Origin of the sequence: Mycobacterium colombiense CECT 3035 (genome assembly GCF_002105755.1) — a bacterium.
GTDB lineage: Bacteria > Actinomycetota > Actinomycetes > Mycobacteriales > Mycobacteriaceae > Mycobacterium > Mycobacterium colombiense.
In genome coordinates, this window is the sequence record NZ_CP020821.1 from 2554469 (window position 1) to 2576924 (window position 22456).

Sequence of the window (22456 nt, forward strand, 5' to 3'; positions counted from 1 at the left end):
GGACTACCGCGCCGGGAAGGCTTTGATCACCGATTCGCCGAACTCGTGCAGGGAGTCCGGGGCGGCGAAATCGGCGAACCATATGTAGAACCGCCCGACGCCCCGGGCTGCCAGGCCGCGGAAGTGCCCGATCAGCTCGTCGGCGTCGCCGCAGACCAGCCCGGACCCGAGGTTGCCGAAGCGACGGGTGCTCACCTCGCGCACGGCGTCGGGGTCGGCGCCCGACCGCACGAAGCCCACCATCTGCTGGATCGACACCCGCGCCGTTCCCGCGGCCGGAGCGAGCTTCGGCAGCCTGTCCAGCTGGTTGGCCGGTAGATTCCACCAATCCGCGTATCTGCGAACGAGTTCCATCATCTTGGGCCCGCTCCCACCCAGAACCAGCGGTATCGGGTAGCTTCGGCGCGGAGATTGCGGGGCCGGCCCGGGTTGTTCGCCGTTGTCGCCCCAGTACCGCCTGATCAGTTCCAGGTGGCGGCCGAGCTGTTCGACCCGTGCCCGCGGATCCTGTTGGCCGACATCGAATCTCGCGAATTCCGCCGGCCACGATCCCGCCCCAGGCCCAACTCGAACCTGCCCCCGGAGGCCTCCGACAACGTGACGGCCTGCTTGGCGAGCACGGCAGGATGCCGAAACGCGTCACACAGCACCAGGTGACCGATCCGCAGCCGCTGGGTCTTGGCCGCCACCCAGGTGGCAACGCCCATTGCCTCCCAGATGCTTTCGTCGGGAAGCCCGGGCGCCTCGAGGTGATCGATGAAGGCGATCCCGTCGAAGCCGCTGGCCTCGGCGTGACGTGCCCGGTCCGCGATGTCGGCCGCCGACAATCGCACCTGCGGCAAGAACAGATACCACTCGGCCATGCGCCACCTCTGCGTCGGGACCCGTGCGATTGACGGCTCGGCTAGTTTATTATCTTTACTATGTTAGAGGTCTTATGGATGTCGGGCTGAACCCGGAGCAGCTCTCGCTGCGCGACACCGTACGCGACATATTGCGTACGGAGTGCCCGCCCGACGCCGCTCGTCAAGCGATGACCGATCCGGAGCGCTGGCGCACGCTGTGGAAGACCGTCGTCGACCTCGGCTGGACCGAGCTCGCCGCCCCGGATGCCGGCGACTACGGACCGGTCGAGCTTGCCGTGGTCCTCGAGGAGTGCGGCGCCGCCCTCGCACCAATTCCGTTGCTGAGCAGCGTCGGTCTGGCCGCGGGCCTGTTGCGCAGCACCGGGCTCGACTCGATGCTGACCGACATCGCGGGCGGCGTCGTGGCCACCGTGGCCGTCCACGCCCAGGGGGCCCGGCTGCCCGGCGCGCCGATGACGCTGCGCCAGGGACGTCTGCGCGGCACGGCGGTTGGCGTCCCCAACCTGTCGCGCGCAGAGCTCGTCGTCACCCTGGCCCGCTCCGACGACGGCGGCACCGTGGCGGCCGTCGCCCGCTGCGGCGACGGGGTCACCGCGGTGCCGGCGGCCGAATCCACCGATCCCGCTCAGCCGTTGGCACGCGTCGAGATCGACGCGGAGCCCGTCGCGGTTGCACCCGTCGACCTCGAGTCGGCCTTCGCGGCGCCCTGGGTGGCCGCGGCCGCCGACCTCCTCGGCGTGGCGAGTGCGGCGTTGCACCGCTCGGTCGAGTACGCGAAGTCGCGGTGTCAGTTCGGCCTGCCGATCGGCGCGTTCCAGGGCGTCAAACACGCGCTGGCCGACAACTACGTCAGCGTCGAGCGCGCCCGCAGCCTGACCTACGCCGCGGCGGCCCGGCTCGCCGATCCGGCCCCGGCACCGACCGAGGTGTGGACCGCCGCGGCGCTGGCCAAGGCGGCGGCCAACGACGCGGCGAGCGGCTGCGCGCGCACCGCGGTCCAGGTGCACGGCGCCCTCGGGCAGACCTGGGAGCACGACGCCCACCTCTATGTCCGGCGCGCCTGGCAGGGCGCCGCCGTGCTGGGCGACAGCCGCTCGCTGTATGACGAGGTGGGCCGCCGGTTCTGCGGGGGTGCCGCATGAGCCGCACCGGCGACGATGCAGAGCGCAGCGATGAGGAGGAGTGGTGCGCATGAGCGCCCTGGTGCAGGAATTCGGTGCGTGGCTCGCGGAGTTTCTGCCCGACGACTACTACGCGGACTATCGGCAATACCGCTGGGACCTGGGGTTGCGGCGCGATTACCAGCGGGCCTCGTTCGAGGCCGGCTGGCTACAGCCGACCTGGCCCCGCGAGCACGGCGGTCGATCGCTGGGCCTGCGCGACGCCATGGAAGTCCGGATCGAGGCGGCGCTGCGGTCCGCGCCTAAGCTGCCCAACGTCCAGGGTCCCGGTGTCGCCGCGCCCGGCATCCGTCAATTCGGGACGCCCGCCCAGATCGAGCGTTACCTCGTTCCACTGCTGCGTGGCGACGAGTGGTGGGCGCTGGGCATGTCCGAGCCCGAGGCGGGATCGGATTTCGCCGGCCTGCGCACCCGAGCGGTGCGTGACGGCGACGTATTCCGGGTCAACGGCCACAAGATCTGGACCACCCACGCGCACCTGTCGCGGTGGTGCACCCTGTACGCCCGCACCGATCCGGAAGCGCCGAAACACCGTGGCATCTCCTGCCTCATCCTCGATCTGCATTCCCCGGGGGTCAGGATCGAGCCCATCCGGATGGCGTCGATCTCCGACGAGACGTTCTGCGAGGTCTTCCTCGACGACGTCGAGGTGCCGGCCGATAATCTGCTGGGGCCGCTGAACGGCGGCTGGAACGTCGCCCTGTCGTCGCTGCATCATGAGCGCCAGATGATCTGGATCATGAATTGGGTCGAGATCAAGCGCGGGCTCGACTCGGTGCGCGAGGCCGCCTCCGCGGACTCGCGCCGGGACGTGTACGCCGAACTCGGTTCGCTGCTCGCGGATGCCGAAGCGTTGCGGGCCACCGGGTATCGCGCCTTGGGCAACGAGCTCGCGGGACGGCCCAGCTCGGAGGCCGACACCATGAAGCTGCTCGGATCGCTTACCCTGCAGCGTGTTTGGGAGCTGAGTGCGGCCGCCGCGGGACCGGATTCGGCCACCGATCCGGATCTACTGTTCGAGCGTCAGGACGCGCTGGCCGCAACGATCTACGGCGGAACGTCGGAGGTTCAGCGCAACATCATCGCCGAGCGGCTGCTCGGGTTGCCGAAGGGATGACGACCATGGATTACGACCTCGGCGACGACGCCGGGCAACTGCGCGGCCACCTGCGCGAGCTGGTTGCCAACCACATCCCCGCCGACTTTCTGGGTGCCTGCACCGAGAACCCGCAGGACCTCGCCACCACCGAGACGTTCTGCAAACTGCTGGCCACCGAGGGGCTGCTGGCGCTGGCGTGGCCGAAAGAGCATGGCGGCGGCGGTGGTTCGGTCTGGCAGCAGACGGTGCTGCGCGAGGAGATGTGGGCCCAGCACGAGCCGCGCGGCCCGCAATACATGGGGATCAACTGGGTCGGTCCCGCGCTGATGCGGTACGGGACGGCCGAACAGAAGGCCAAGCACCTGTCCGCCATCGCCTCCGGAGACGTGATCTGGTGCCAGGGCTTTTCGGAGCCGGAGGCCGGCACCGACCTGGTGTCGTTGCGTACCCGCGCCGTCGCCGACGGTGATGGCTGGCGCATCACGGGCCAGAAGGTGTGGACGTCGTACGCGCTGATGGCATCCTGGTGCGTGTTGGCCGCGTGCACCGATCCCGAGGCTCCAAAACACAAGCGGCTCACCCTGTTTCTGATCCCGATGGACCGGGCCGGCTTCACCGTCCGGCCGATTCCGTCGATGCTCGGACCGCACCACCTGAACGAGATGTTCTTAGACGACGTGCAGGCGTTCCCGGGCGACGTGCTCGGCGAGGTCGGTGACGGATGGCGGGTGATGCGCGAAGCCCTGGCTTTCGAGCGGGTGGGCATCGCCCGCTACGCGCGCTGTGAGTCGCTGCTCGAACGCATGCGCGCCCAACTCGGCGACGACTGGGAGCAGCTGCCCGAAACGATCCGCACCCGCTGGGTGCGCGCACTCGTCGACCTACGAGTCGCCCGCTTGCTGGCCTATCGCGCGGTCTCGCTGCAGGACGACCCGGCGGCGGGGCCGCGGCCAGCGCCGCGCGCATCATCACCACGACGTGCGACCAACTCGTCGCGGAGCTGCTGTTCGACGTGCTGGGCCCGACGGCGCTGGACAGCGGAACCTCCGCGGCGCTGCACGGGGCCATCGAAGACCATTGGCGTTACGCACAAGCGGCGACCGTCGCATCGGGCACCATCGAGGTGCAGCGCATGCTGGTGGCACGAGACGTGTTGGGAGAACACAGGTGAAAACCGATCTACCACAAGACATCAGCGACTTCGCCGCCGTCGCCGCCAAGCGGCTCACCCGGCTGGGCGGACCGCAGGCCGCGCTGCGCGCCGAGACCGACGAGGCCATCCGGGACGCCGCGCGCGCCGCGCTGAACGACGTCGGCGCTTTCGACCTGGACGTGCGCTCGGCGCCCGACGACCTACTGGCCGCGGCGGTGCTGTGCCAGGCCGCCGGCGCGACCGTGCTCCCCTACCCGCTGGTGGAGGAGCTGCTGGCGATCGACGGCGCGCGCCTGGCCCTGGTCAACCCGAAAGCCCCGCGCATCGACCACGGCGATCTGGCCGGTGACTGGGTCGCCGCGGACCTGGACGGCAATCGGTACCGGCCGCAGCCGGGCTCGCGGACCGGCGCCAAGCTGGGACCGTTCCTGGTCCCGGCCACCGTGAGCGCACCCGAGGGAACCGTCGGGGCCGCCGACGTTAATCTTCATCTCGTGCTGGGATCATGGCGGATTCTGGGGGCGCTGCAGCAGTCGTTGCGCATTGTCACCGAGCATGTACGCGCCCGGATTCAGTTCGGCAAGCCGCTCGCGGATTTTCAGGCGGTCAGATTCACCGTCGCCGACGCGGCCGTCGCGGTCCGCGGACTGCACGAACTCGCGAAATTCACCATCTGCCGCCCGGATTCGCTTCCGGCGCAGATTCATTCGGCCGATGCCCTGATTCTGCGACTCAAGGCCGCCGACACGGCACGCCAGGTGATGCGCTCGTCGCACCAGTTGCTCGGAGCGCTGGGCTTTTGCGACGAGTCCGACGTCAGCGTGCTCGATCGGCACACCCAACCGCTGATGCGGCTGCCGGTGGGCACCGAGGAGCTCGCCGTGCGCCTGATGTCCTGCGTGTCGGACGGGTCGTTCGAGACGCTGTTCAGCGAGCCGGTATCGGCATGAGCCCCGCCGGTGACGATGCAGAGCGAAGCGATGAGGAGGAGCGGCGCAGATGAGCCACGCCCCCGCGGCTGCGGTGACGCCCAATCCGTTCGACGAGGGAGTCCCCTTCGGGGTCAAACTGCAGCAGCTGGCCGAGGAGCGGCGTGACGATCCGGGCGTCACCATCGTCGCGCTCGACGGCGCCGCGGAGCCGCTGACCTTCGGCGAGCTCGATGCCCGCGCCAACCAGTGGGGGCGCGCCCTGGCGGCCAGCGGCGCCCAAACGGGTTCTTTTGTCGCGCTTGCCATCCCGAATTCCCGGCATCTCGTGCTCGCCACGTTGGGGTGCTGGAAGATCGGCGCCGTTCCCGTTCCCATGCACTGGGATCTGCCCGAATGGGAGCGTGATCGGGTTCGGGCGGTGATCGATCCCGCCGTCGTCGTCGACGAACAGACCCGCTGGGAACTCGAGGCCCGCGCGGCCGCGGAGTCCGCCGACGCCCTGCCGGTCGCCGTCTCCCCCACCGCCAACGGGATCTGCAGCAGCGGGTCCACCGGTGTGCCCAAGGTGATCCTCAATTTGGCGCCGTCGCTATGGATCCCGCAGCAGGGCGAACCGTTCCTGGCGAACTGGACACCGGTGGCCCAGCCGCAGACCATCATGGTGCCCGCGCCGATGTATCACACCAACGGCTTCGCCACCTTCCTGATGATGCTGGGCGGCGACCATCTGGTCATCCTCGAAAAGTTCGATGCGGCATTGGTTCTCGATGTCATCGAACGTTTCCGGATCACCAACTTCACCGCCACGCCCACCATGCTGGCGCGCATCGCGGCCCGGCCCGACGTGCGGCAGCGGGACCTGTCCAGCATCGTCTTCGTCCTGCAGGGCGCCGCGGTGATGCCGCCGTCGCTGCTGCACACCTGGTTCGAACTGCTCAGCCCCGAGCAGATGGTGACGGCGTACGGCATGACCGAGAACCTCGGCCTCACCGCGTTGCGCGGCGACGAGTGGCTCGCCCACCCGGGCAGCGTGGGCCGCGGCTTCCGGGACACCGAGATCCGGATCCTGGACGCCGACAAACGGCCGCTCGGACCGGGCGAGGACGGGGACATCTACCTGCGGGCGCCGATGAGCGCGGGATACCGCTACCTCGGCGGGGCGCCACCGCTGCCGTCGACCGAGGACGGCTTCCGCTCCGCCGGCGACATCGGTCACCTCGACGAGGACGGCTTCCTCTACATCGTCGACCGCCGCGTCGACATGATCGTCACCGGCGGCGCCAACGTGTTTCCCGCCGAAGTCGAGTCCGCGCTCGCCGGCCACCCCGGCATCGCCGACGTCGTCGTGATCGGGCTGGCCGACAAGCAGTGGGGGCGCCGGGTGCACGCGGTGATTCAGCGCGCCGACAGCGACGGCGCCGCGCCGCTGACCGAACAGCAGGTGATCGAGTATGCGAAGAATCGCCTGGCCCCGTACAAGGCGCCCAAGACCGTCGAGTTCGTCGAGGCGATTCCCCGGACCGCGGCGACCAAGGTCAATCGCTCGGCGATGATCGAGGCGCGCGGCGGCTGAATTTGCGGTGAGCGTGAGGCCCAGGGACGGGTTTGGGGGCAATCGCGTGCTTCACGTCCGCATTCGGAGGCCAAACAATCTGTACGACCCGGCCCGCAGTCGCGGTAATCTCATTCTCATAGCGCGACCGGCGCGCTAGGGAAGGGGACCGATCGCTCATGGCCGACCCCAGCGACGACGTCGAGGTCACCCGCGGCGACCGCTTCATCAAGACCGCCGTGGCGATACTGGGCGAGACGGGCCGCACCGACTTCACCGTGCAAGAGGTGGTCGCGCGCTCCAAGACGTCGCTACGCGCCTTCTACCAACACTTCAGCAGCAAAGATGAACTGCTGCTCGCGCTGTTCGACCGAACCATCGCTCAATCGGTGCAGTCGTGGCGCGGCGAAACCACGGGGCTGGACAGCACGTCGGCGTTGAAGTTGCTGATCGATCGGCTCAGCCAGCAACCGGAGTCGAGCACCCAGGACAGCCTCAACCGGGCATTGACCCTCTACAACCAGCACCTGGCCGAGACCCGCCCCCGCGAATACGCCCGGGTGCTCTCTCCCCTGCACGGCCTGATTCGCGACATTGTCGGGCAGGGCATCACCGAGGGAGTCTTCAATCCCGGCCTGGACGTCGGAGCGGCGGCCGCCATCGTCATGCAGACGATGATGGGTGCGCAGCGATTGCATTGGCTCGGTTCGGAATTGAACGGATCACCGGTCGACGCCGGCCAACTCTATGACTTCTGCAGCCGCGCCCTGGGCATCCGCGACACCGACGAAGAATCGTCCGCCGCCCCCTCGCTGGCCGAGCTGTTCGCCCAGATCGGCATGCGGCCCGGCACCCGCAACGGCGAATTCGCCATGACCATGCCGGTCAGCCCCGCGGTGGTCAACACCTCCGGCGCGCTGCAGGGCGGGCTGATCGCCACGCTCGTCGACGTGGCGGGCGGGCAATTCGGGCTGGACTACCTGCAGCCGGGCACCACGATGACCACCGCTGACCTGTTCATCCGGTACCTGCGACCGGTTCGGCAGGGCGCGGCGTTCGCGGTACCCACGATGCTGCGCTCCGGACGCCGCGCGATGGTGATGCAGGTGGACATCTACGGCGACGGCGACGACGAGCTGCTCGCCACGGCGACGGTGAATTTCGCCGTGATCGAGGGGACCACGCCCAAGCTCCCGAGCTGGCCGGGGACCTGAGCCAGCGGGGCCGATCCGCGGACCCGGTACACCTGATTGCGCATCAGTGGTAACGTCATTACCAGGCAGTGAGAATCTAAGACTTTTACAAGGAGATCGCCATGCCGTCTCGCGAACTTTCCTTCCCCGTGTTCGACGCCGACAACCACATGTACGAGCCGCAGGAAGCGCTGACCAAGTTCCTTCCGGACAAGCGCAAGAACGTCATCGACTACGTCCAGGTGCGCGGCCGCACCAAAATCGTTGTGCGCGGCCACATCAGCGAGTACATCCCCAACCCGACGTTCGAGAAGGTCGCCAAGCCCGGCGCCCAGGAGGACTACTTCCGCAACGGCGCGCAGGGCAAGAGCTACCGCGAGATCCTGGGCGAGCCGATGAAGGCCATCCCGGCGTTTCGCGAGCCCGGCCCGCGGCTCGAGGTCATGGACGAGCTGGGCATCGACTACGCGCTGATGTTCCCCACCCTGGCCAGCCTGGTCGAGGAGCGCATGAAGGACGACCCGGAGATGACCCACGACGTCATCCACGCGCTGAACGAGTGGATGTATGAGCAGTGGACGTTCAATTACCAGGACCGCATCTTCGCCACCCCGGTCATCACCCTGCCCATCGTCGAGCGGGCGCTGGAAGAACTCGAGTGGGTCCTGGAGCGGGGCGCCCGCACCGTGCTGGTCCGCCCTGCGCCGGTGCCCGGCTTCAAGGGCAGCCGGTCGTTCGGGCTCGAGGAGTTCGACCCGTTCTGGCAGGCCTGCATCAAGGCCGAGATCCCGGTGTCGATGCACGCGTCGGACAGCGGTTACTCCGAATTCGCGAACGTGTGGGAGCCCGGCGACGAGTTCCTCCCGTTCAAGCCGACCCCGTTCCGCAGCTTCGCGATGGGCCATCGGCCGATCCTGGACGCGATGGGTGCGCTGGTGTGCCACGGTGCGCTGTCGCGCAACCCGGAGTTGCGGGTCCTTTCCATCGAGAACGGCGCCGACTGGGTGCCCGACCTGTTCAAGGGCCTCAAGGGCGTCTACAAGAAGATGCCGCAGTCGTTCAGCGAAGACCCGATCGAGGCGTTCAAGCGGTGCGTCTACATCACCCCGTTCTGGGAGGACCGCTTCACCGAGATCGTCAACATGGTCGGCACCGACCGGGTGCTGTTCGGCTCCGACTGGCCCCACCCCGAGGGCCTGAAAGATCCGATCTCGTTCGTCGACGAGCTCACGGACTTCTCCGAATCCGATATCGCCAAGATCATGGGCGGCAACCTGATGAAGCTCATGAAGGTGTCCGCGCCGGCCAAGAAACCGGTCTCAGCCTGATCTCTCGTCGGTGCCCGCTGGGTGTAGCCGGACCGTCGGAGGGTACTCGTCGACATGACCGTTGACGAGCCGGACTTGACGGCGGATGGAGGGCAGATGAGCGTGGCACCGCACGCCGGCACCCCGGTCAGTATCGATGACGACGTCGCGTTCCTCACCGAGCAGATCGAGGCGCTGCACCGGCTCGGGCAGCGCGACGACGTCGACGACGAAGAGGTCTACGACCTGAGCATCAGGTGGGGCACCGCGCTCGCCGGGCGATTGCCGCGCTTGGCGCACTACGATTCGCTGGGGCAACTCGGCGCCGACGATCAGCGGCGGTTCCGATCGCTGTGCGACCAACTTCGCGAGTTGTCGCCCCTGATAGAGCGATTCGATCTGGCTCGGCCGCGGCTTCCGGGATCGACGGACGGTCAAGCTAGCGGGCGGCGTCGCTCTCGGCAGCGTCCGAGTCGCTTGCTGCGTAGGTGAGGAAGTCCGTGTCGCGCAACCTGATCGCGGTCCGCGGCTTGGGGCAGTCCGGATTGCGGCAGGTCAGCGCGACCATGTAGGCATCGGCATCCTCGTCCAAGAACAGGAAACCGAGGTACAGGGCGTCGCCGACGGCGAAATCCGTTGCGCCGCAGGCTTCGCAATGTCCGCCCTTCGCCGCGATCTGTTCGAGTACGCGATGGTGCGCCACCGCATCCAGGCTGATCAGCTCGGGGCGTACCCCGATTCCCTCGGCCGCCGTCTCGGTCATCTCAGATTTCCACGTCCTTGTCGTAGTACACGCGATCCTCGCGCCAGCCGCCCGTGCCCATGCCGATTCCGGTGTAATCCTCCACGAATTCAATCTGGTTGATCCACTTGGCCATTTTGAAGCCCACCTGGGTTTCCACCCGCAGGCGCAGGGGCGCACCGTGTTGGATCGGCAAAGGCGCGCCGTTCATTTCGTAGGCGAGCAGAGTCTGCGGCTTGTCGGCGAACTCGCGGTCGAGCACCTCGTAGAACTGACCTCCGCCGTGCGACGCCGGTTCGTCGGTGCTGTTGTCCTGCATCGTCAAAAAGCAGATGTAGCGCGCCTGCGGCAGCGGTCGCACCAGGTCGACCAGCTGATGCAGATGAACGCCGGTCCATTCGCCGATGCTGGTCCAGCCCTGGACGCAATTGTGCATCACGCATTGCGTTTCCGACTCGGCCAGCGCGCGCAGCGCGCTCAGGTCCAGAGTCACGGGGTTTTCCACCAGCCCGCCGACCCGCAGTCGCCAGTCCACGAAGTTGTGCACGGCCATCACCTTGTATTCCGTACTGGTGGGCGGCTTTCCGTTGATGCGGTGCTGCTTGGAGATTTTGTGCGCCGGATAATTCTGCCGTGAGTTCAACGGTCGCAGCAGCAGCAGGCGGACCGCGGTGACGACGGCCCCCAGCACGCGCTGCACCGACCGGGGGTTGCGCAGACTCCAGATCGTCGCCGCGACGTGGACGGCGACGATCGCCGCGATGATCAGCAGGGAGATCGCGGTCGCCCAATAGGTGTTGCGGACGGCGCCGAAAATCATTGACGCGGTGAGCCTGCCCCAGCCCCAGAAGAAAATCATCGACAGATGAATCACGATGAAGACCAGGAACGCGACGAGCCCCAGGAAGTGCAGGCTCCGCGCCCATTGCCGGCCCCCCCACATTTGCACGTACCACGGGAACCGCGCCTCGATCGCCGGCGACTGAGCGGCCCCGGTGAGGATCTGAAACGGCGCCAGAACGAAGATGACTCCCGCGTAGGTCAGCTTCTGCATGGCGTCCAGCGGTTCGCCGGGCAACACCGGCGGCAGATTGAACGTCAGGTAGGTGACGATGTCGTCCCACGCTTCGGGGAAGATCGACCACGAGGCGGGCCAGTAGCGATGCCACTGGCCGGTGGCGAACAACAGGATGTAGTAGGACAGGCCCAGCAGGATCCAGCCGATGACCACAAAGAAGTGCCAGTGACGACCCACGCCGAGTTGCGCGCGGCCGGGCAACGAAATAAACGGGCTGTAGTCCTCTTCCTCATCCAGGGTGTCGTAGATCCTGTCCCGCGGCATCACCTTTCGGGTGAAGCGTGCCCACTCCGTGCCCGGTTTGCTGTCGTCGTGCCAGTACAGCTTGGGGTGGGTGGCCAGGATCTCGAGGCCGCTGCGCAAGATCAGCGTCACGAACAAAACGTTCAGCCAATGATCGATGCGCAACCACGCCGGATAGTCCAACGTCGTCATGCTTGGGTCCCGTCAGTCATGCCACTGCCGGCGTCTCGGGTAGGCCACGTTGATGCCCGACAACACGGTCGTGTGCACGGCGATAAACGCCGCCGCGCAAGCCATTCCCAATGTCCCTGGCGCGAAGTCCCATCGGGCGGTCACCGTGACCAACCCGGGCAGGCTGACCCAGCGAGTGACCAGATACAAAGCGAGAAAGGCCGCGCAAACCAGACTGCCGAGATACCAACCGGCTTGGGGCACAGCAGGTCTGATGCCTACCACCATAGCGGTCGCCGCGGTCAGGCAGCCGGCCGCCAGCACCAGCACGTAGCCGGCGAAATAGCGTGGCAGGCCCGGCTCGGTGGCCAGCAGGTAGACGTGCACCGCCACCAGCCCGGTGAGCAGAGCCCCGCCCAGCGCAGTCACCGTGCGCGGCAGGTTGAACGCCACCCAGCCGTTCAAGGTCAGTACCGGTGACGACAGGAGGCGCCGCCAGAGCGCCGTCGTGCGTCGCGCCACAAGATCGGCCACGACTGCGAGGTACCCGTCCCGCACGCCCGCAAACGGGCTGCTCGGCGGTTTTGCGGGCTGCGATTTTCGCAGCCGTCAATTGCATTTGTCGGCCAATTTGCCGACACCGGTGACACTGGTATCAAACCGTTGCAATATGCATGCAACAACGATTGCTAATCTGAACACCTACGTGTGCAAATAGGTCAGCGCATTTGACCCGGTTTTCGACTCGGCCCGCTTTGCGGGCCGCTCGGAGGCTGCTAGGAGGAACGGCCAGATGGTGGCCGAAAAGGACTGGGACAGAACCGTCGGCGCGGCGGACGACGTGCGCCGCGTCTTCGACAATGTCCCCACGCTGTTGGTCGGGCTCGAGGGGCCCGACCACCGCTTTATCGCGGTCAATGCGGCTTACCGCACCCTGAGTCCGCCAATTGACTCCATCGGGCTATTCGTGCGCGACATCTACCCCGAGTTGGAGAGCCAGGAAATCATCCAGATGTTCGACCGGGTATATGAAACCGGCGAGCCGCAGTCGGGCACGGAATGGCGTGTGCAGGCCGACTTCGAGGGCGACGGGCGCGCCCAGGAACACTTCTTCGACTTCATCGTCACGGCGCGGCGGGCAGAGGACGGCTCGATCGAGGGCGTGCAGCTTGCCTTCGTCGACGTAACCAGCCGGGTGCAGACGCGGATGGCCGCCGAAGCACGCCTCGAGGAGATGTCCGAGCGGTACCGCAACGTACGCGACTCCGCCACCGTCATGCAGCAAGCGCTGCTGGCGCCGTCGGTACCCATCGTCCCCGGCGCGGACGTGACCGCGCAGTATCTCGTCGCCGCGGAGGACACCGCGGCCGGTGGCGACTGGTTCGACGCGATACCCCTCGGGGACCGGCTGGTGCTCGTCGTCGGAGACGTGGTCGGCCACGGCGTGGAAGCGGCGGCGGTGATGTCGCAACTGCGGACCGCGCTGCGCATGCAGGTCGTCGCCGGGTACCCGATCGCCGTGGCGCTCGAGGCGGTCGACCGATTCCGCAAGCACGTCCCGGGGTCGAACACGGCGACCATCTGCGTCGGCTCGCTCGACTTCGGCACGGGCGAATTCCAGTACTGCACCGCCGGACACCCGCCGCCACTCTTGGTGACGGCGGATGCCACCGCGCGTTATCTCGAGCCCTCCGGCGGTGGTCCGCTCGGCAGCGGCACCGGCTTTCCGGTGCGTACCGAATTCCTCGACGTGGGCGACTCCATCCTGCTGTACACCGACGGCCTGATCGAACGACCCGGCCGGCCGCTGGGCGCCAGCACCGCCGAATTCGCCGAGCTGGCCGCGAACATCGTCGGCGGCCAGCGCGGCTTCGTCATCGAGTCATCGGTGCGACCGATCGACCGAATCTGCTCGGAGACACTGGAATTACTGCTGCGCTCGACGGGCTACAGCGATGACGTGACGCTTCTGGCGGCGCAACGCCGGACCCCGGTCGCGCCGCTGCACCTGACACTGGATGCGACCATCCGGACCGCGCGTGCGGTGCGCACCCGCCTGCGGCAATGGCTGTCGGAGATCGGCGCCGACGCCGACGACATCTCCGATGTGGTGCACGCGGTCTCGGAGTTCGTCGAGAACGCGGTGGAGCACGGTTATGCCACGGAGGTCTCCGACGGCGTTGTCGTCGAGGCGACGCTGTCGGGCGACGGCAACCTGCACGCCTCGGTGACCGACCGGGGACGGTGGAAGGATCATCGCGAGGGCGAGACGGGCCGCGGGCGCGGCCTCGCGATGGCCGAGGCCCTGGTGTCCCAAGCACACGTCAGCCATGACGCCGGCGGCACGACCGCCAGTGTGACGCACCAACTCTCGCGGCCGGCCAATTTCGTCACCGACTCGGTGGTCGGCCGGGCGACCGACCGGCGGGCGGTCAGCGCGGAATTCGTCTCCGAGGTCAGCGAACCGGGCCGCATCGTGGTCAGCGGCGACGTCGACTCCAACACCGCATCCACCCTGGACCGGCAGATCGCGGTCGAAAGCCGTTCCGGCGTAGCTCCGTTGACGGTCGATCTCACCGCCGTCACCCACCTCGGGTCGGCCGGCGTCAGCGCGCTGGCCGCCGCCCGCGAGCGGGCGCGCCGACAGGGCAGCGAGTACGTACTGGTGGCCCCGCCGGGAAGCCCGGCGCACCACGTGCTGTCGCTGGTGCAGATCCCGGTGGTCAGCGGCCTCGCCGAGAACCTCGTCGCCGAGGGTTAGGCCCGGTCGGCTCGCTCGCCGTGCCGCACCTGGTTGAACGGAACCCCGCGATCGGCCGCGTACTCCCGGGGGAAGCCCAGCACCCGCTCGCCGATCACGTTGCGGGCCATCTCCGTCGTGCCGCCGCCGATGGCCACCGTCTGCCGGGACAGATACCGCAGGCCCGTTTCGAGTCCGGCGCCCTGCTCCCCCACCACGCCCGCGCTTCCCGCGATCGCCAGCGCCGTGTCGACGTCGGTCGTTGTCGTCTCGGCGTGGAACAGCCTGATGAGCGTTCCGGCGGCGGGCGGCAGCGCGCCGTCTCGGACGCTGCGATACACGTGACCGATCAGTTGTTCGGCCACCGCTCGGTGCACCAGGGCGCGACCGGCCATCTCGTGCACGCGTTCGTTGTCGGCTTGCCCGGTCTTCTCCGCAAGCGCCACGTAGTCAACGGGAATCGCGTTGCCGCCCTCGCTACCGCTGCCGCTGGCGAACTCCGACCCCTGCCCCACCGCTCGGCGTTCGTGGTACAGCTGCCGGGAGGCCACCGCCCAGCCGCCGTTGACCTCGCCGACGACGGCGTCATCACCGACGTCGACACCGTCGAGGAACTCCTCGCAGAATTCGGTGGAACCGCTCAGCATGGTGATGTGCCGCAACGTGATTCCCGGATGCGCGATGGGCACCAGGAACATCGTCAGGCCCTCGTGCTTGGGCACGTCCCAGTCGGTGCGGGCCAGACACAGGCCGTAATCGGCGGCGAACGCGCTCGTGCTCCAGGTCTTGGCGCCGTTGATGATCCAACGATCACCCCGGCGCTCGGCCCTGGTGAGGACACCGGCCAGGTCCGATCCGCCGCTGGGCTCACTCAACAACTGCACCAGCACTTCCTCACCGCGCAGCGCCGCGGCGATGTGCTGCCTCTTCTGCTCTTCGCTACCGGTGTCGAGCAGGGTGGCGCAGCAGATGGTGAACGTCGGGGTGTTGAGAATCAACGGCATCTCGTAGTCGACGGATTCGACGTCGAAGGCCTTCTGGTATTCGTAGTCCAGCCCGAGGCCGCCGTACTCGCGGGGGAAGCAGATGCCGGCGAATCCCCCGTCGTACAAACGCTTTTGCAGTTCCCTGGCCCTCAGCCAGGAGCGTTCCTCGTCGCGCGGCGCGGCCGGCGGGGCCGCACTGTCGACGGGGGCATGTTGTCCGCCAGCCAAGCCCTGGCCCGGGCGGCGAACTCCGCAACGGACTCGGTCGACGTCATCGGATGGTCCTCATTTCGCCGAACGACCCGCCTTCTCGAACTCGTACACGCGCAGATTGTGCTCCTCGGGCGTGCCAAACATGCTGCGGTACAACGTGATCCGGCGAAGATAGAGGTGCAGGTCGTGCTCCCAGGTGACACCGATTCCGCCGTGCATCTGCACACACGCCTGGACGATCTGACCCGCCATCTCGCCCACGTAGGACTTGGCGATGCTGGCCGAGACATTGGCTTCCGGCGCGCGGGCGGCCACGTCGGCGACCGCCGCCGAGGTGGTGGCGCGGCACGCTTCCAGCCAGAGCTTCATGTCGGCGAACTTGTGCTTGAGGGCCTGATACGACGCCAGCGGCCGACCGAATGTGTGACGGTCCAGCGCCCAGCGCACGGTGAGGTCGAACACCGTCTGCAGGGCACCGACCACCTCGGCGCACTGCAGCACCTGGGCGATCTGGCTCTGCCGATCGACGAGCGCGGCCGTCTCACCGGCGGTGCCGACGGCCGCCGACCGCGGCACCACGACGCCGTCGAAGCGCACCCGGCCGTATTGCTTGACCAGATCGACCGATTGTTGGGGCTCGATCCGGACCCCCGGCGCGTCCGTCGGGACCAGGAACTGGCGAATCTCGGCGCCCGCGCCGCAGCGCGCCACCACCAGCAGCAGCGCGCTCTGGGCGGCCGCCTCGACACGGTCCTTGACGCCGTCGATGCGGTACCCGGAATCGGTTTCGGTGGCCGTCACCGTCGGATGCAGCGGTGCCCAGCCCCGGCCCGGCTCACAGACCGCCCACGACGCCACGGATTCACCGGCTATCAGCGCCTCGATGGCGTCGGCGTGCTCGCCGGAGTTCGTGCACTCGACAAGCCCGGCCAGCACGGTGCTGACCGGGTAGAGCGGCCCCGGAGCGACCGTCTTGCCCAGTTGCTCGGCGACCATCGCCAGATCGGCGAAGCCGTTCTCCGAGACACTTCCCCCGCCCAGCTCCTCCGGCACCAGCAGGCCGGTCCAGCCGAGCTGCGCGGCGCGCTGCCACCACGCGGGATCGAATGACGTGCCGGCGGCGTGCAGCTCCCGCACCCGACGCAGCGGCGCTTCCTTTTCCAGGAACGCTTGGGTGGTCGAGGTGAAAAGGATCTTTTCGGGAGAGTCGAGGGTGGTCATAGTGCCGAGGGGATCCTTCTTGACATTCGATCGCTGCGGCTGCAACGGAATCGATTTGAGTGTTTGATCATCCGCCCGATCGGTCCTCGGTTGGCTGCCGATTCCGATGTTAGCAACGGTCGATACGGTAAGAGATACCGGAGTTCAGTCGGTAAAAGCGGGGCCGAGCGCTACATCGCGAACACGCGCCGCACCGCCTGCGCGTGCAGCGCCCGATTCTCCTGGGAAACAATCCAATCGGGGACCATCGAGTCGAAGCCGTTGAAGGTCGCGGCGATCACGTGCAATTCGGTATGGACGTACGCGTGCAACAGCCGGTTGGCGTAGTCGATGGCCTCGTCCCGGCACGGATCGATCTCGGAGCAGCTGACGAACGTGGGCGGCAGGCCCTCGAGATTGGCCCGGTGCGCGGGGACGTGCTGGCCGTTGGCGCGGGCGTCGCCGAGATAGTGGTTCCACGCCCGGCTCACGGCCGGACCGTTGAGGCCAGGGGTGCGCTGGAATTCACGGCGCGACGGCGTGGCATCGGAATCGAGCATCGGCTGGTGCAGAATCTGCATCAGGATTGCCGGACCTTCCTGGTCGAACATGCGCTGGGTCAACGCCGCGACCAAGGCCGCGCCCGCATCGCGGCCCATCACCGCGATGCGGCTCGCGTCGGCGTCCAGTTCGGCGCTGTTCTCGACGGCGTAACGGAAGGCCGCCTCGACGTCGTCGAGCGCCGCCGGGCACGGATTTTCGGGGGCCAGACGGTAATCGACCGAAACCACCAGACAGCCGCCGTCACGGGCCAGCTCCACGCAGTGCGCGTGGTCTGTCTCCAGGTTCCCGGTGACGAACCCGCCGCCATGCGCGTAGACCACCAGAGGTGCGCGGGATTCGGTGCGGCCACGGTACAAACGCAGGCCGAGCTGCTGACCGTCCGGACCGGCGATGGAACGTGAATCGATGGCGACGCCAGTGGTATCGGCCGCAGCGGCGCGCTGCGCGGCCAGCAGGTTCGCGTGTTCCCGCTCGGCCGGCAGTGTCTCGGCGCGGAATTCGAAGGCGCCCAACTCCACGGCGGCATCGCGCAGCACCGGATCAATGCGGCTGAGGCCGTGCGGCCGGGCCAGGTTCGTCTGTGTCATGTCAACTCATTTTCGGGCTCGTCGTGCGGGCTCATCGGCGGTCTCGGAAGGTCAGCCTTACCGAGCACCACCTTCAACGTAGACCTGCGCTTTTGCCCGGCGACACACCAGGTGCTCGGCGCCGCGAACCGGACCGGCGCGACAGAAATGCGGTCCTACCCAGCGGCCCTAACGGCGCGTTGCGGATCGGTCGCCGGCCACCCCGGCGAGCACACGCCATTGGGCTTCGTTGCTATTTATACTATGATAGCTATTTTCCGCTCGGTACACCCGCCGGCGTGGATTTCGCGGGCACTCGTCATCCGGTCCGCGTGAACCGCCTTATCCGTTGTTTCAGGAGGAGCGCTGATGACGCTCAGCACCGGCCCGAAAGGTCAGCCCGTGGCACCCGCACTGGATTTCACGGGTGAAACCAGCCCCTACCCGTTTTTTCAACACATGCGTCAGACTGACCCGGTGTGGCACGGTTCCCTCAACGACAACACCCAGTTGCCGGAAGAGCTGCGACCCAGTGACGAGTGGGTCCTGTTCGATTACGACGGTGTCTCCCAAGCCTTTCGCGACGACCGGATCTTCACGTCGGCCGCCTACGACAAGACGATCGGGTTGGTGATGGGGCACACCATCCTGGCGATGGGCGGCCGGGAACACCACGATCACCGCAACCTGGTGGCCAAGGCATTCCGCGCGACCGCGCTGGAACGCTGGGAACCGTCGGTCATCGGACCGGTCTGCGATCGACTGGTCGACGAGATCAAGAACGACGGTCAAGCCGATCTGGTGAAGGCGGTGACCTTCGAGTTCCCCACGCGGATCATCTCGACGCTGCTCGGTCTGCCCGCCGAGGATTTGGACCTCTTCCGGCGTTTGTCCCTCGATCTGATCTCGATCCCGACCGATATCGAGGCGGGCTTGAACGCCGCCGCGGAGCTCTACGATTACTTCCTCAAACAGGTCGAGCAACGCAGGCGCAAGCTCACCGATGACATCATCGGCGACCTGGTCGCCGCCGAGATCGACGGTGAGAAACTCACCGACGAGGCCATCATCGCGTTCCTGCGGCTGCTGCTCCCGGCGGGCCTGGAAACCACCTATCGCTCGTCGGGCAATCTGCTGTATCTGCTGCTGACCCACCCCGAACAGCTCGCGATGGTCAACCGGGACCGGTCGCTGATACCGATGGCGATCGAGGAGGGCCTGCGGTTCGAAACGCCGCTGACCATGGTCATGCGCACCACGACCGAAGAGGTCGAAATCGGCGGCAAGACAATCCCGGCCGACGCCCAGATCGACATGTGCATGGGCTCGGCCAACCGCGACGAGACTCGCTGGACCGATCCCGACACGTTCGACATCCGCCGCCCGCGGCAAGCCCACATCGCCTTCGCCGGCGGTATCCACATGTGCCTCGGCATGCACCTGGCCCGGCTGGAAACCCGGGTCATGCTGAACAGTCTGTTGGACCGGGTCGAGAACCTGGCGTTCGCGCCCGACGACGGAACCGGCGAGGAATCCAAGATCGTCGGGCTCACCTTCCGGTCGCCGAACAAGCTTCCGGTGACGTTCGCCCCCGCCGCATGAGAAGCCGCGCGGCGATCCTGCACGACGTCGGCGGGCCGTGGTCCGTCGAGGAATTCGAGCTCGATCCCCCCAGGGCCGGCGAGGTCCTGGTGCAGATGGCGGCGGCCGGTTTGTGCCACTCGGACGACCACATCCTCAAAGGCGACATGTCGGCGCCCAACGAGGTGATGCGATCGATGGGGCTGCCGACCATGTTCCCGACGATCGGCGGCCACGAGGGCTCCGGCATCGTGCGCGAGGTCGGCCCGGGTGTCACCGACTTCGAGCCGGGTGACCACGTGGTGATGTCGTTCGTGGCCGTGTGCGGCCAATGCCGTTGGTGCGCCAGCGGAATCGAGTACCTGTGCGACGTCGGCATCGGCACGATGATCCCGGGGATGCCGACGGACGGCACGTTCCGCCACCACACCGCCGACGGCCGCAGCCTTGGCCATATCGCCAAGATCGGGGCATTCGCCGAACACACCGTGGTATCGACGAATTCACTGGTGAAGATCGAGCAACATCTGCCGCTGACATCGAGCGCCCTGCTGTCCTGCGCCATCCCGACCGGCTACGGCTCCGTTGCCAACCGGTCCAACATGCGCGCCGGCGACACGGTCGTGGTGATCGGCGTCGGCGGGATCGGCACCGGCGCGATCCAGGGGGCCCGCATCAACGGCGCCGCGCAGATCGTCGCGGTGGATCCGGTTGACTTCAAACAGAAATCGGCGCTGCAGTTCGGCGCGACACATAGCGCGGCGACCATCGACGAGGCGCTGGACCTGGTGCGCGGCCTCACCTACGGGGTGATGGCCGACGCGGTCGTGGTCTCGCCCTCGTTGATCACCCCGGAGGACGTCCGCGACGCCGTGAAGCTCACCCGCAAGGGCGGCACCTGCGTGCTCACCGGCATGACGTCGCAGTTGACCCGGTCGGTCAAGATCGACCTGCAGGACTTCATCCTGATGAACAAGACGTTGGCGGGCACCATATTCGGCTCCTGCAACCCGAAGGCGGACATCTCCCGGCTGGCCAGGCTGTATGAGACGGGCCAGCTTCAGCTCGACGAGATGATCACCAAGCGCTATCGCCTCGACGAGGTCAACGACGCCTACGACGACCTACTCAACGGCAAAATCGTCCGGGGCATCATCGATTTCGGGATCGGCTGAAAGCCCACCTACATCTTGATCGCGGGGATCAGCCTGCCCAGATTCCACAGCCGGTCTCTTCGCGCCGACAGGCACGAGATCGCCAGCGCGACGGCCGTGATCCCCACCAGCACGACGATCGCCTGCCACAGCCGGGCATCGATGCCGCCGAGTATCAGCTGCCGAAGCCCGTTGACGCCATAGGTCATCGGGTCGAAGCGGTGCAGAACCTGGAATGGCCGCGTCGTGGTTTCCACCGGATACATGCCGCCCGCACTGACGAGCTGCAACATGAGCAGGGCCATGATCAGCACCCGGCCCACCGCAGGGCCTACGAGCGCATTGATCGCCTGCGTCCCGGCGACGAACGCGCCGGAAATCAGCATCATGAACCCCAGCATCGCCGCCGGGTGCACGGCGTGCATGCCGAGCGCGAACCGGACCACGCAGTACAGGATGAGGGCCTGGAATACCGCGATCGCGGCGGCGGGCAGGTAGCTGGCGAGCACCACGCGGATCGCGAGCACCTCCGCGGCGATCGCGCGAGTCTGCAAGGGCCGCAGCACCATCCACAGCACCAGGGCGCCGAAGAACAAGGCGAGTGTGAGGAAGAACGGCGCCATCCCGGTGCCGAAGTTGGGCGCGGCGTTTTCGTGTGAAGCCTCGAGTTGCACCGGACCACCGATGGTGTCGGCGACCGCCTCCTTTTGCTGGGTCGTCCAGTTGGGCACCTGCTTGGCTCCGTCGGCGAGTTTCGTGGCCAGCTCGGCGGATCCCGTCTTGAGCTGTCGTGCGCCATCGTCAAGTTTGGCGATGCCGCCGGCCAATTCGGCATTGCCCGTGGCGACTTGCTGGGCCCCGTCGCGCAATTGGGTGAGCTTGTTCGTCAGGTCCTGCCCCTTGCTGCCGACCTGGTCGAGCGCCGACCCGAGCGGGCTACCCGGGTTACGCAAGCCCGATGTCATGGCGATCGCGGCGTTCTGCGCATCGGTGAGCTGCTGGCGGATCTGGGGCGTGTACTGGTGGCCCCGGAGCTGATCTTGGATGCCGCGCAGATTGTTCGCCAGCGGATCCTGTCGCGCGGCAAGCTGATCGATCACCGACGAAAGCGAGTTTGCGGCGGCATCCTGCGCCGCGGCGATGGCACCGATCTGGTCGTTGACCTGTGCAAGCGCGGTCGCGCCCTGCTGCAGTTGCTGCGTGGTGCCGCCGATTTGCGACACCGCCTTGGTCACCGCGAGCAGCGGGTCGGTGGCCTGGTTGATTCCGTCTGACAGTTGCTTGGCACCAGCGGCAAGCGTCGCCGACCCGGACCGCGCGGTGTCCAGGCCCGCCACCAGCTGACCCGCGCCGTCGTCGAGCTGAGCCGCACCGTCTGCGGCCTGCTTGATGCCCGATCCCGACGAAACCACCACGGACAGCATCTGATTGACGGCCTGGCCCGAGATCCGGCTGGAGACGGCGTTGAGGACCTGGCCGATGGCGGTACGACCGATACTGGTGGAGATGTAGTTGTTGGCGTCGTTGTAGACGGCGATCAGGTTGGCCTTCTTGGGTTGCCCGGTCACCGGCGAAGCGATCGCCGCGCTGAAGTCCGGCGGCAACTCCACCATGAAGTAGTACTTGCCGTGGTCGACCCCGTTGCGTGCCTCCGCTAGATCCACGACGTGCCAGTCCAGGCCGCCGTCCGCGGTCAGGCTCTTGGCGATCTCCGCGCCGGCGTTGAACTGCTGCCCGGACACGACGGCGCCGCGATCGGAGTTGACCAGTGCCACCGGCATCTTGTTGGTGTGGCCGAAGGGATCCCAAAACGCCCACAGGTACAGCGCCCCGTACACCAGGGGCAGCAGCATCAGCACGACGATGGCCACGCGCGTCAATCGGCTGCGGCCGAAACGTTTGATCTCCGAGCCAAAGGCGAGTCCAGCCAGCATC

The 22456-nt window shown here is 67.2% G+C and carries 16 protein-coding genes and 3 pseudogenes; 11 read left to right on the forward strand and 8 right to left on the reverse strand.

The window, feature by feature from the left end:
- Positions 1 to 3: 3 nt before the first annotated feature.
- Positions 4 to 863: pseudogene (locus B9D87_RS11655) on the reverse strand (LLM class flavin-dependent oxidoreductase).
- A 74-nt stretch (positions 864 to 937) separates the two neighbouring features.
- On the opposite strand from B9D87_RS11655, the gene B9D87_RS11660 reads away from it, so the two are divergent.
- The 8 genes and pseudogenes from B9D87_RS11660 to B9D87_RS11695 all read left to right on the forward strand — a co-directional run bounded on the left by B9D87_RS11660 (position 938) and on the right by B9D87_RS11695 (position 9775).
- Positions 938 to 2008, forward strand: a complete 1071-nt coding sequence (locus tag B9D87_RS11660; protein ID WP_007774028.1) for an acyl-CoA dehydrogenase family protein — start codon at positions 938 to 940, stop codon at positions 2006 to 2008.
- A 49-nt stretch (positions 2009 to 2057) separates the two neighbouring features.
- The gene (locus B9D87_RS11665; protein WP_040631208.1) at positions 2058 to 3164 is read left to right on the forward strand and encodes an acyl-CoA dehydrogenase family protein; all 1107 of its coding nucleotides are present in this window, start codon (positions 2058 to 2060) and stop codon (positions 3162 to 3164) included.
- Positions 3161 to 4317: pseudogene (locus B9D87_RS11670) on the forward strand (acyl-CoA dehydrogenase family protein). The gene B9D87_RS11665 and the pseudogene B9D87_RS11670 overlap by 4 nt, the downstream one beginning before the upstream one ends.
- Positions 4314 to 5249, forward strand: a complete 936-nt coding sequence (locus B9D87_RS11675; protein WP_007774024.1) for an acyl-CoA dehydrogenase family protein — start codon at positions 4314 to 4316, stop codon at positions 5247 to 5249. The pseudogene B9D87_RS11670 and the gene B9D87_RS11675 overlap by 4 nt, the downstream one beginning before the upstream one ends.
- 49 nt (positions 5250 to 5298) lie before the next feature.
- A complete protein-coding gene (locus B9D87_RS11680) occupies positions 5299 to 6804 on the forward strand; it encodes a class I adenylate-forming enzyme family protein (protein WP_007774023.1) in 1506 nt (501 codons plus the stop codon).
- Between the two features lie 158 nt (positions 6805 to 6962).
- Positions 6963 to 7997, forward strand: a complete 1035-nt coding sequence (locus B9D87_RS11685) for a hotdog fold thioesterase (RefSeq protein WP_007774021.1) — start codon at positions 6963 to 6965, stop codon at positions 7995 to 7997.
- Positions 7998 to 8098: 101 nt separating this feature from the next.
- Positions 8099 to 9304 (forward strand): amidohydrolase family protein, encoded by a 1206-nt coding sequence (locus tag B9D87_RS11690; protein WP_007774020.1) that lies wholly within the window; start codon positions 8099 to 8101, stop codon positions 9302 to 9304.
- Positions 9305 to 9400: 96 nt separating this feature from the next.
- A complete protein-coding gene (locus B9D87_RS11695; protein WP_007774019.1) occupies positions 9401 to 9775 on the forward strand; it encodes a hypothetical protein in 375 nt (124 codons plus the stop codon).
- Here B9D87_RS11695 and B9D87_RS11700 read toward each other — a convergent pair.
- Genes B9D87_RS11700 through B9D87_RS11710 form a run of 3 tightly spaced genes read right to left on the reverse strand, consistent with a single transcriptional unit; the run spans position 9723 to position 12051 of the window.
- Positions 9723 to 10046, reverse strand: a complete 324-nt coding sequence (locus B9D87_RS11700; RefSeq protein WP_007774018.1) for a hypothetical protein — start codon at positions 10044 to 10046, stop codon at positions 9723 to 9725. The genes B9D87_RS11695 and B9D87_RS11700 overlap by 53 nt on opposite strands.
- 1 nt (position 10047) lies before the next feature.
- A complete protein-coding gene (locus B9D87_RS11705) occupies positions 10048 to 11538 on the reverse strand; it encodes a molybdopterin-dependent oxidoreductase (protein WP_007774017.1) in 1491 nt (496 codons plus the stop codon).
- Positions 11539 to 11550: 12 nt separating this feature from the next.
- Entirely contained in the window at positions 11551 to 12051 is a 501-nt protein-coding gene (locus B9D87_RS11710) for a hypothetical protein (RefSeq protein WP_040631261.1), read from the reverse strand.
- A gap of 259 nt (positions 12052 to 12310) precedes the next feature.
- Here B9D87_RS11710 and B9D87_RS11715 point away from each other — a divergent pair, with 259 nt between their 5' ends.
- Positions 12311 to 14278: a SpoIIE family protein phosphatase gene (locus B9D87_RS11715; RefSeq protein ID WP_007774015.1), complete on the forward strand. Its 1968-nt coding sequence runs from the start codon at positions 12311 to 12313 to the stop codon at positions 14276 to 14278.
- Here the strand turns inward: B9D87_RS11715 and B9D87_RS11720 are convergent.
- The 3 genes and pseudogenes from B9D87_RS11720 to B9D87_RS11730 form a co-directional block, all read right to left on the reverse strand.
- Positions 14275 to 15518, reverse strand: a pseudogene (locus B9D87_RS11720) (acyl-CoA dehydrogenase family protein). The gene B9D87_RS11715 and the pseudogene B9D87_RS11720 sit on opposite strands and share 4 nt — an antisense overlap.
- A 10-nt stretch (positions 15519 to 15528) precedes the next feature.
- The gene (locus B9D87_RS11725) at positions 15529 to 16677 is read right to left on the reverse strand and encodes an acyl-CoA dehydrogenase family protein (RefSeq protein ID WP_007774013.1); all 1149 of its coding nucleotides are present in this window, start codon (positions 16675 to 16677) and stop codon (positions 15529 to 15531) included.
- 170 nt (positions 16678 to 16847) lie between these two features.
- Complete coding sequence (locus B9D87_RS11730) at positions 16848 to 17807, reverse strand: alpha/beta hydrolase (protein WP_007774012.1); 960 nt, start codon at positions 17805 to 17807, stop codon at positions 16848 to 16850.
- Between the two features lie 348 nt (positions 17808 to 18155).
- On the opposite strand from B9D87_RS11730, the gene B9D87_RS11735 reads away from it, so the two are divergent.
- The gene (locus B9D87_RS11735) at positions 18156 to 19388 is read left to right on the forward strand and encodes a cytochrome P450 (RefSeq protein ID WP_007774010.1); all 1233 of its coding nucleotides are present in this window, start codon (positions 18156 to 18158) and stop codon (positions 19386 to 19388) included.
- On the forward strand, positions 19385 to 20542 hold the full coding sequence (locus tag B9D87_RS11740) for a Zn-dependent alcohol dehydrogenase (RefSeq protein ID WP_007774008.1): 1158 nt from the start codon (positions 19385 to 19387) through the stop codon (positions 20540 to 20542). The genes B9D87_RS11735 and B9D87_RS11740 overlap by 4 nt, the downstream gene beginning before the upstream one ends.
- A gap of 8 nt (positions 20543 to 20550) precedes the next feature.
- Here the strand turns inward: B9D87_RS11740 and B9D87_RS11745 are convergent, their stop codons facing one another.
- Positions 20551 to 22455, reverse strand: a complete 1905-nt coding sequence (locus B9D87_RS11745) for a YhgE/Pip domain-containing protein (RefSeq protein ID WP_007774006.1) — start codon at positions 22453 to 22455, stop codon at positions 20551 to 20553.
- Position 22456 lies beyond the last annotated feature (1 nt).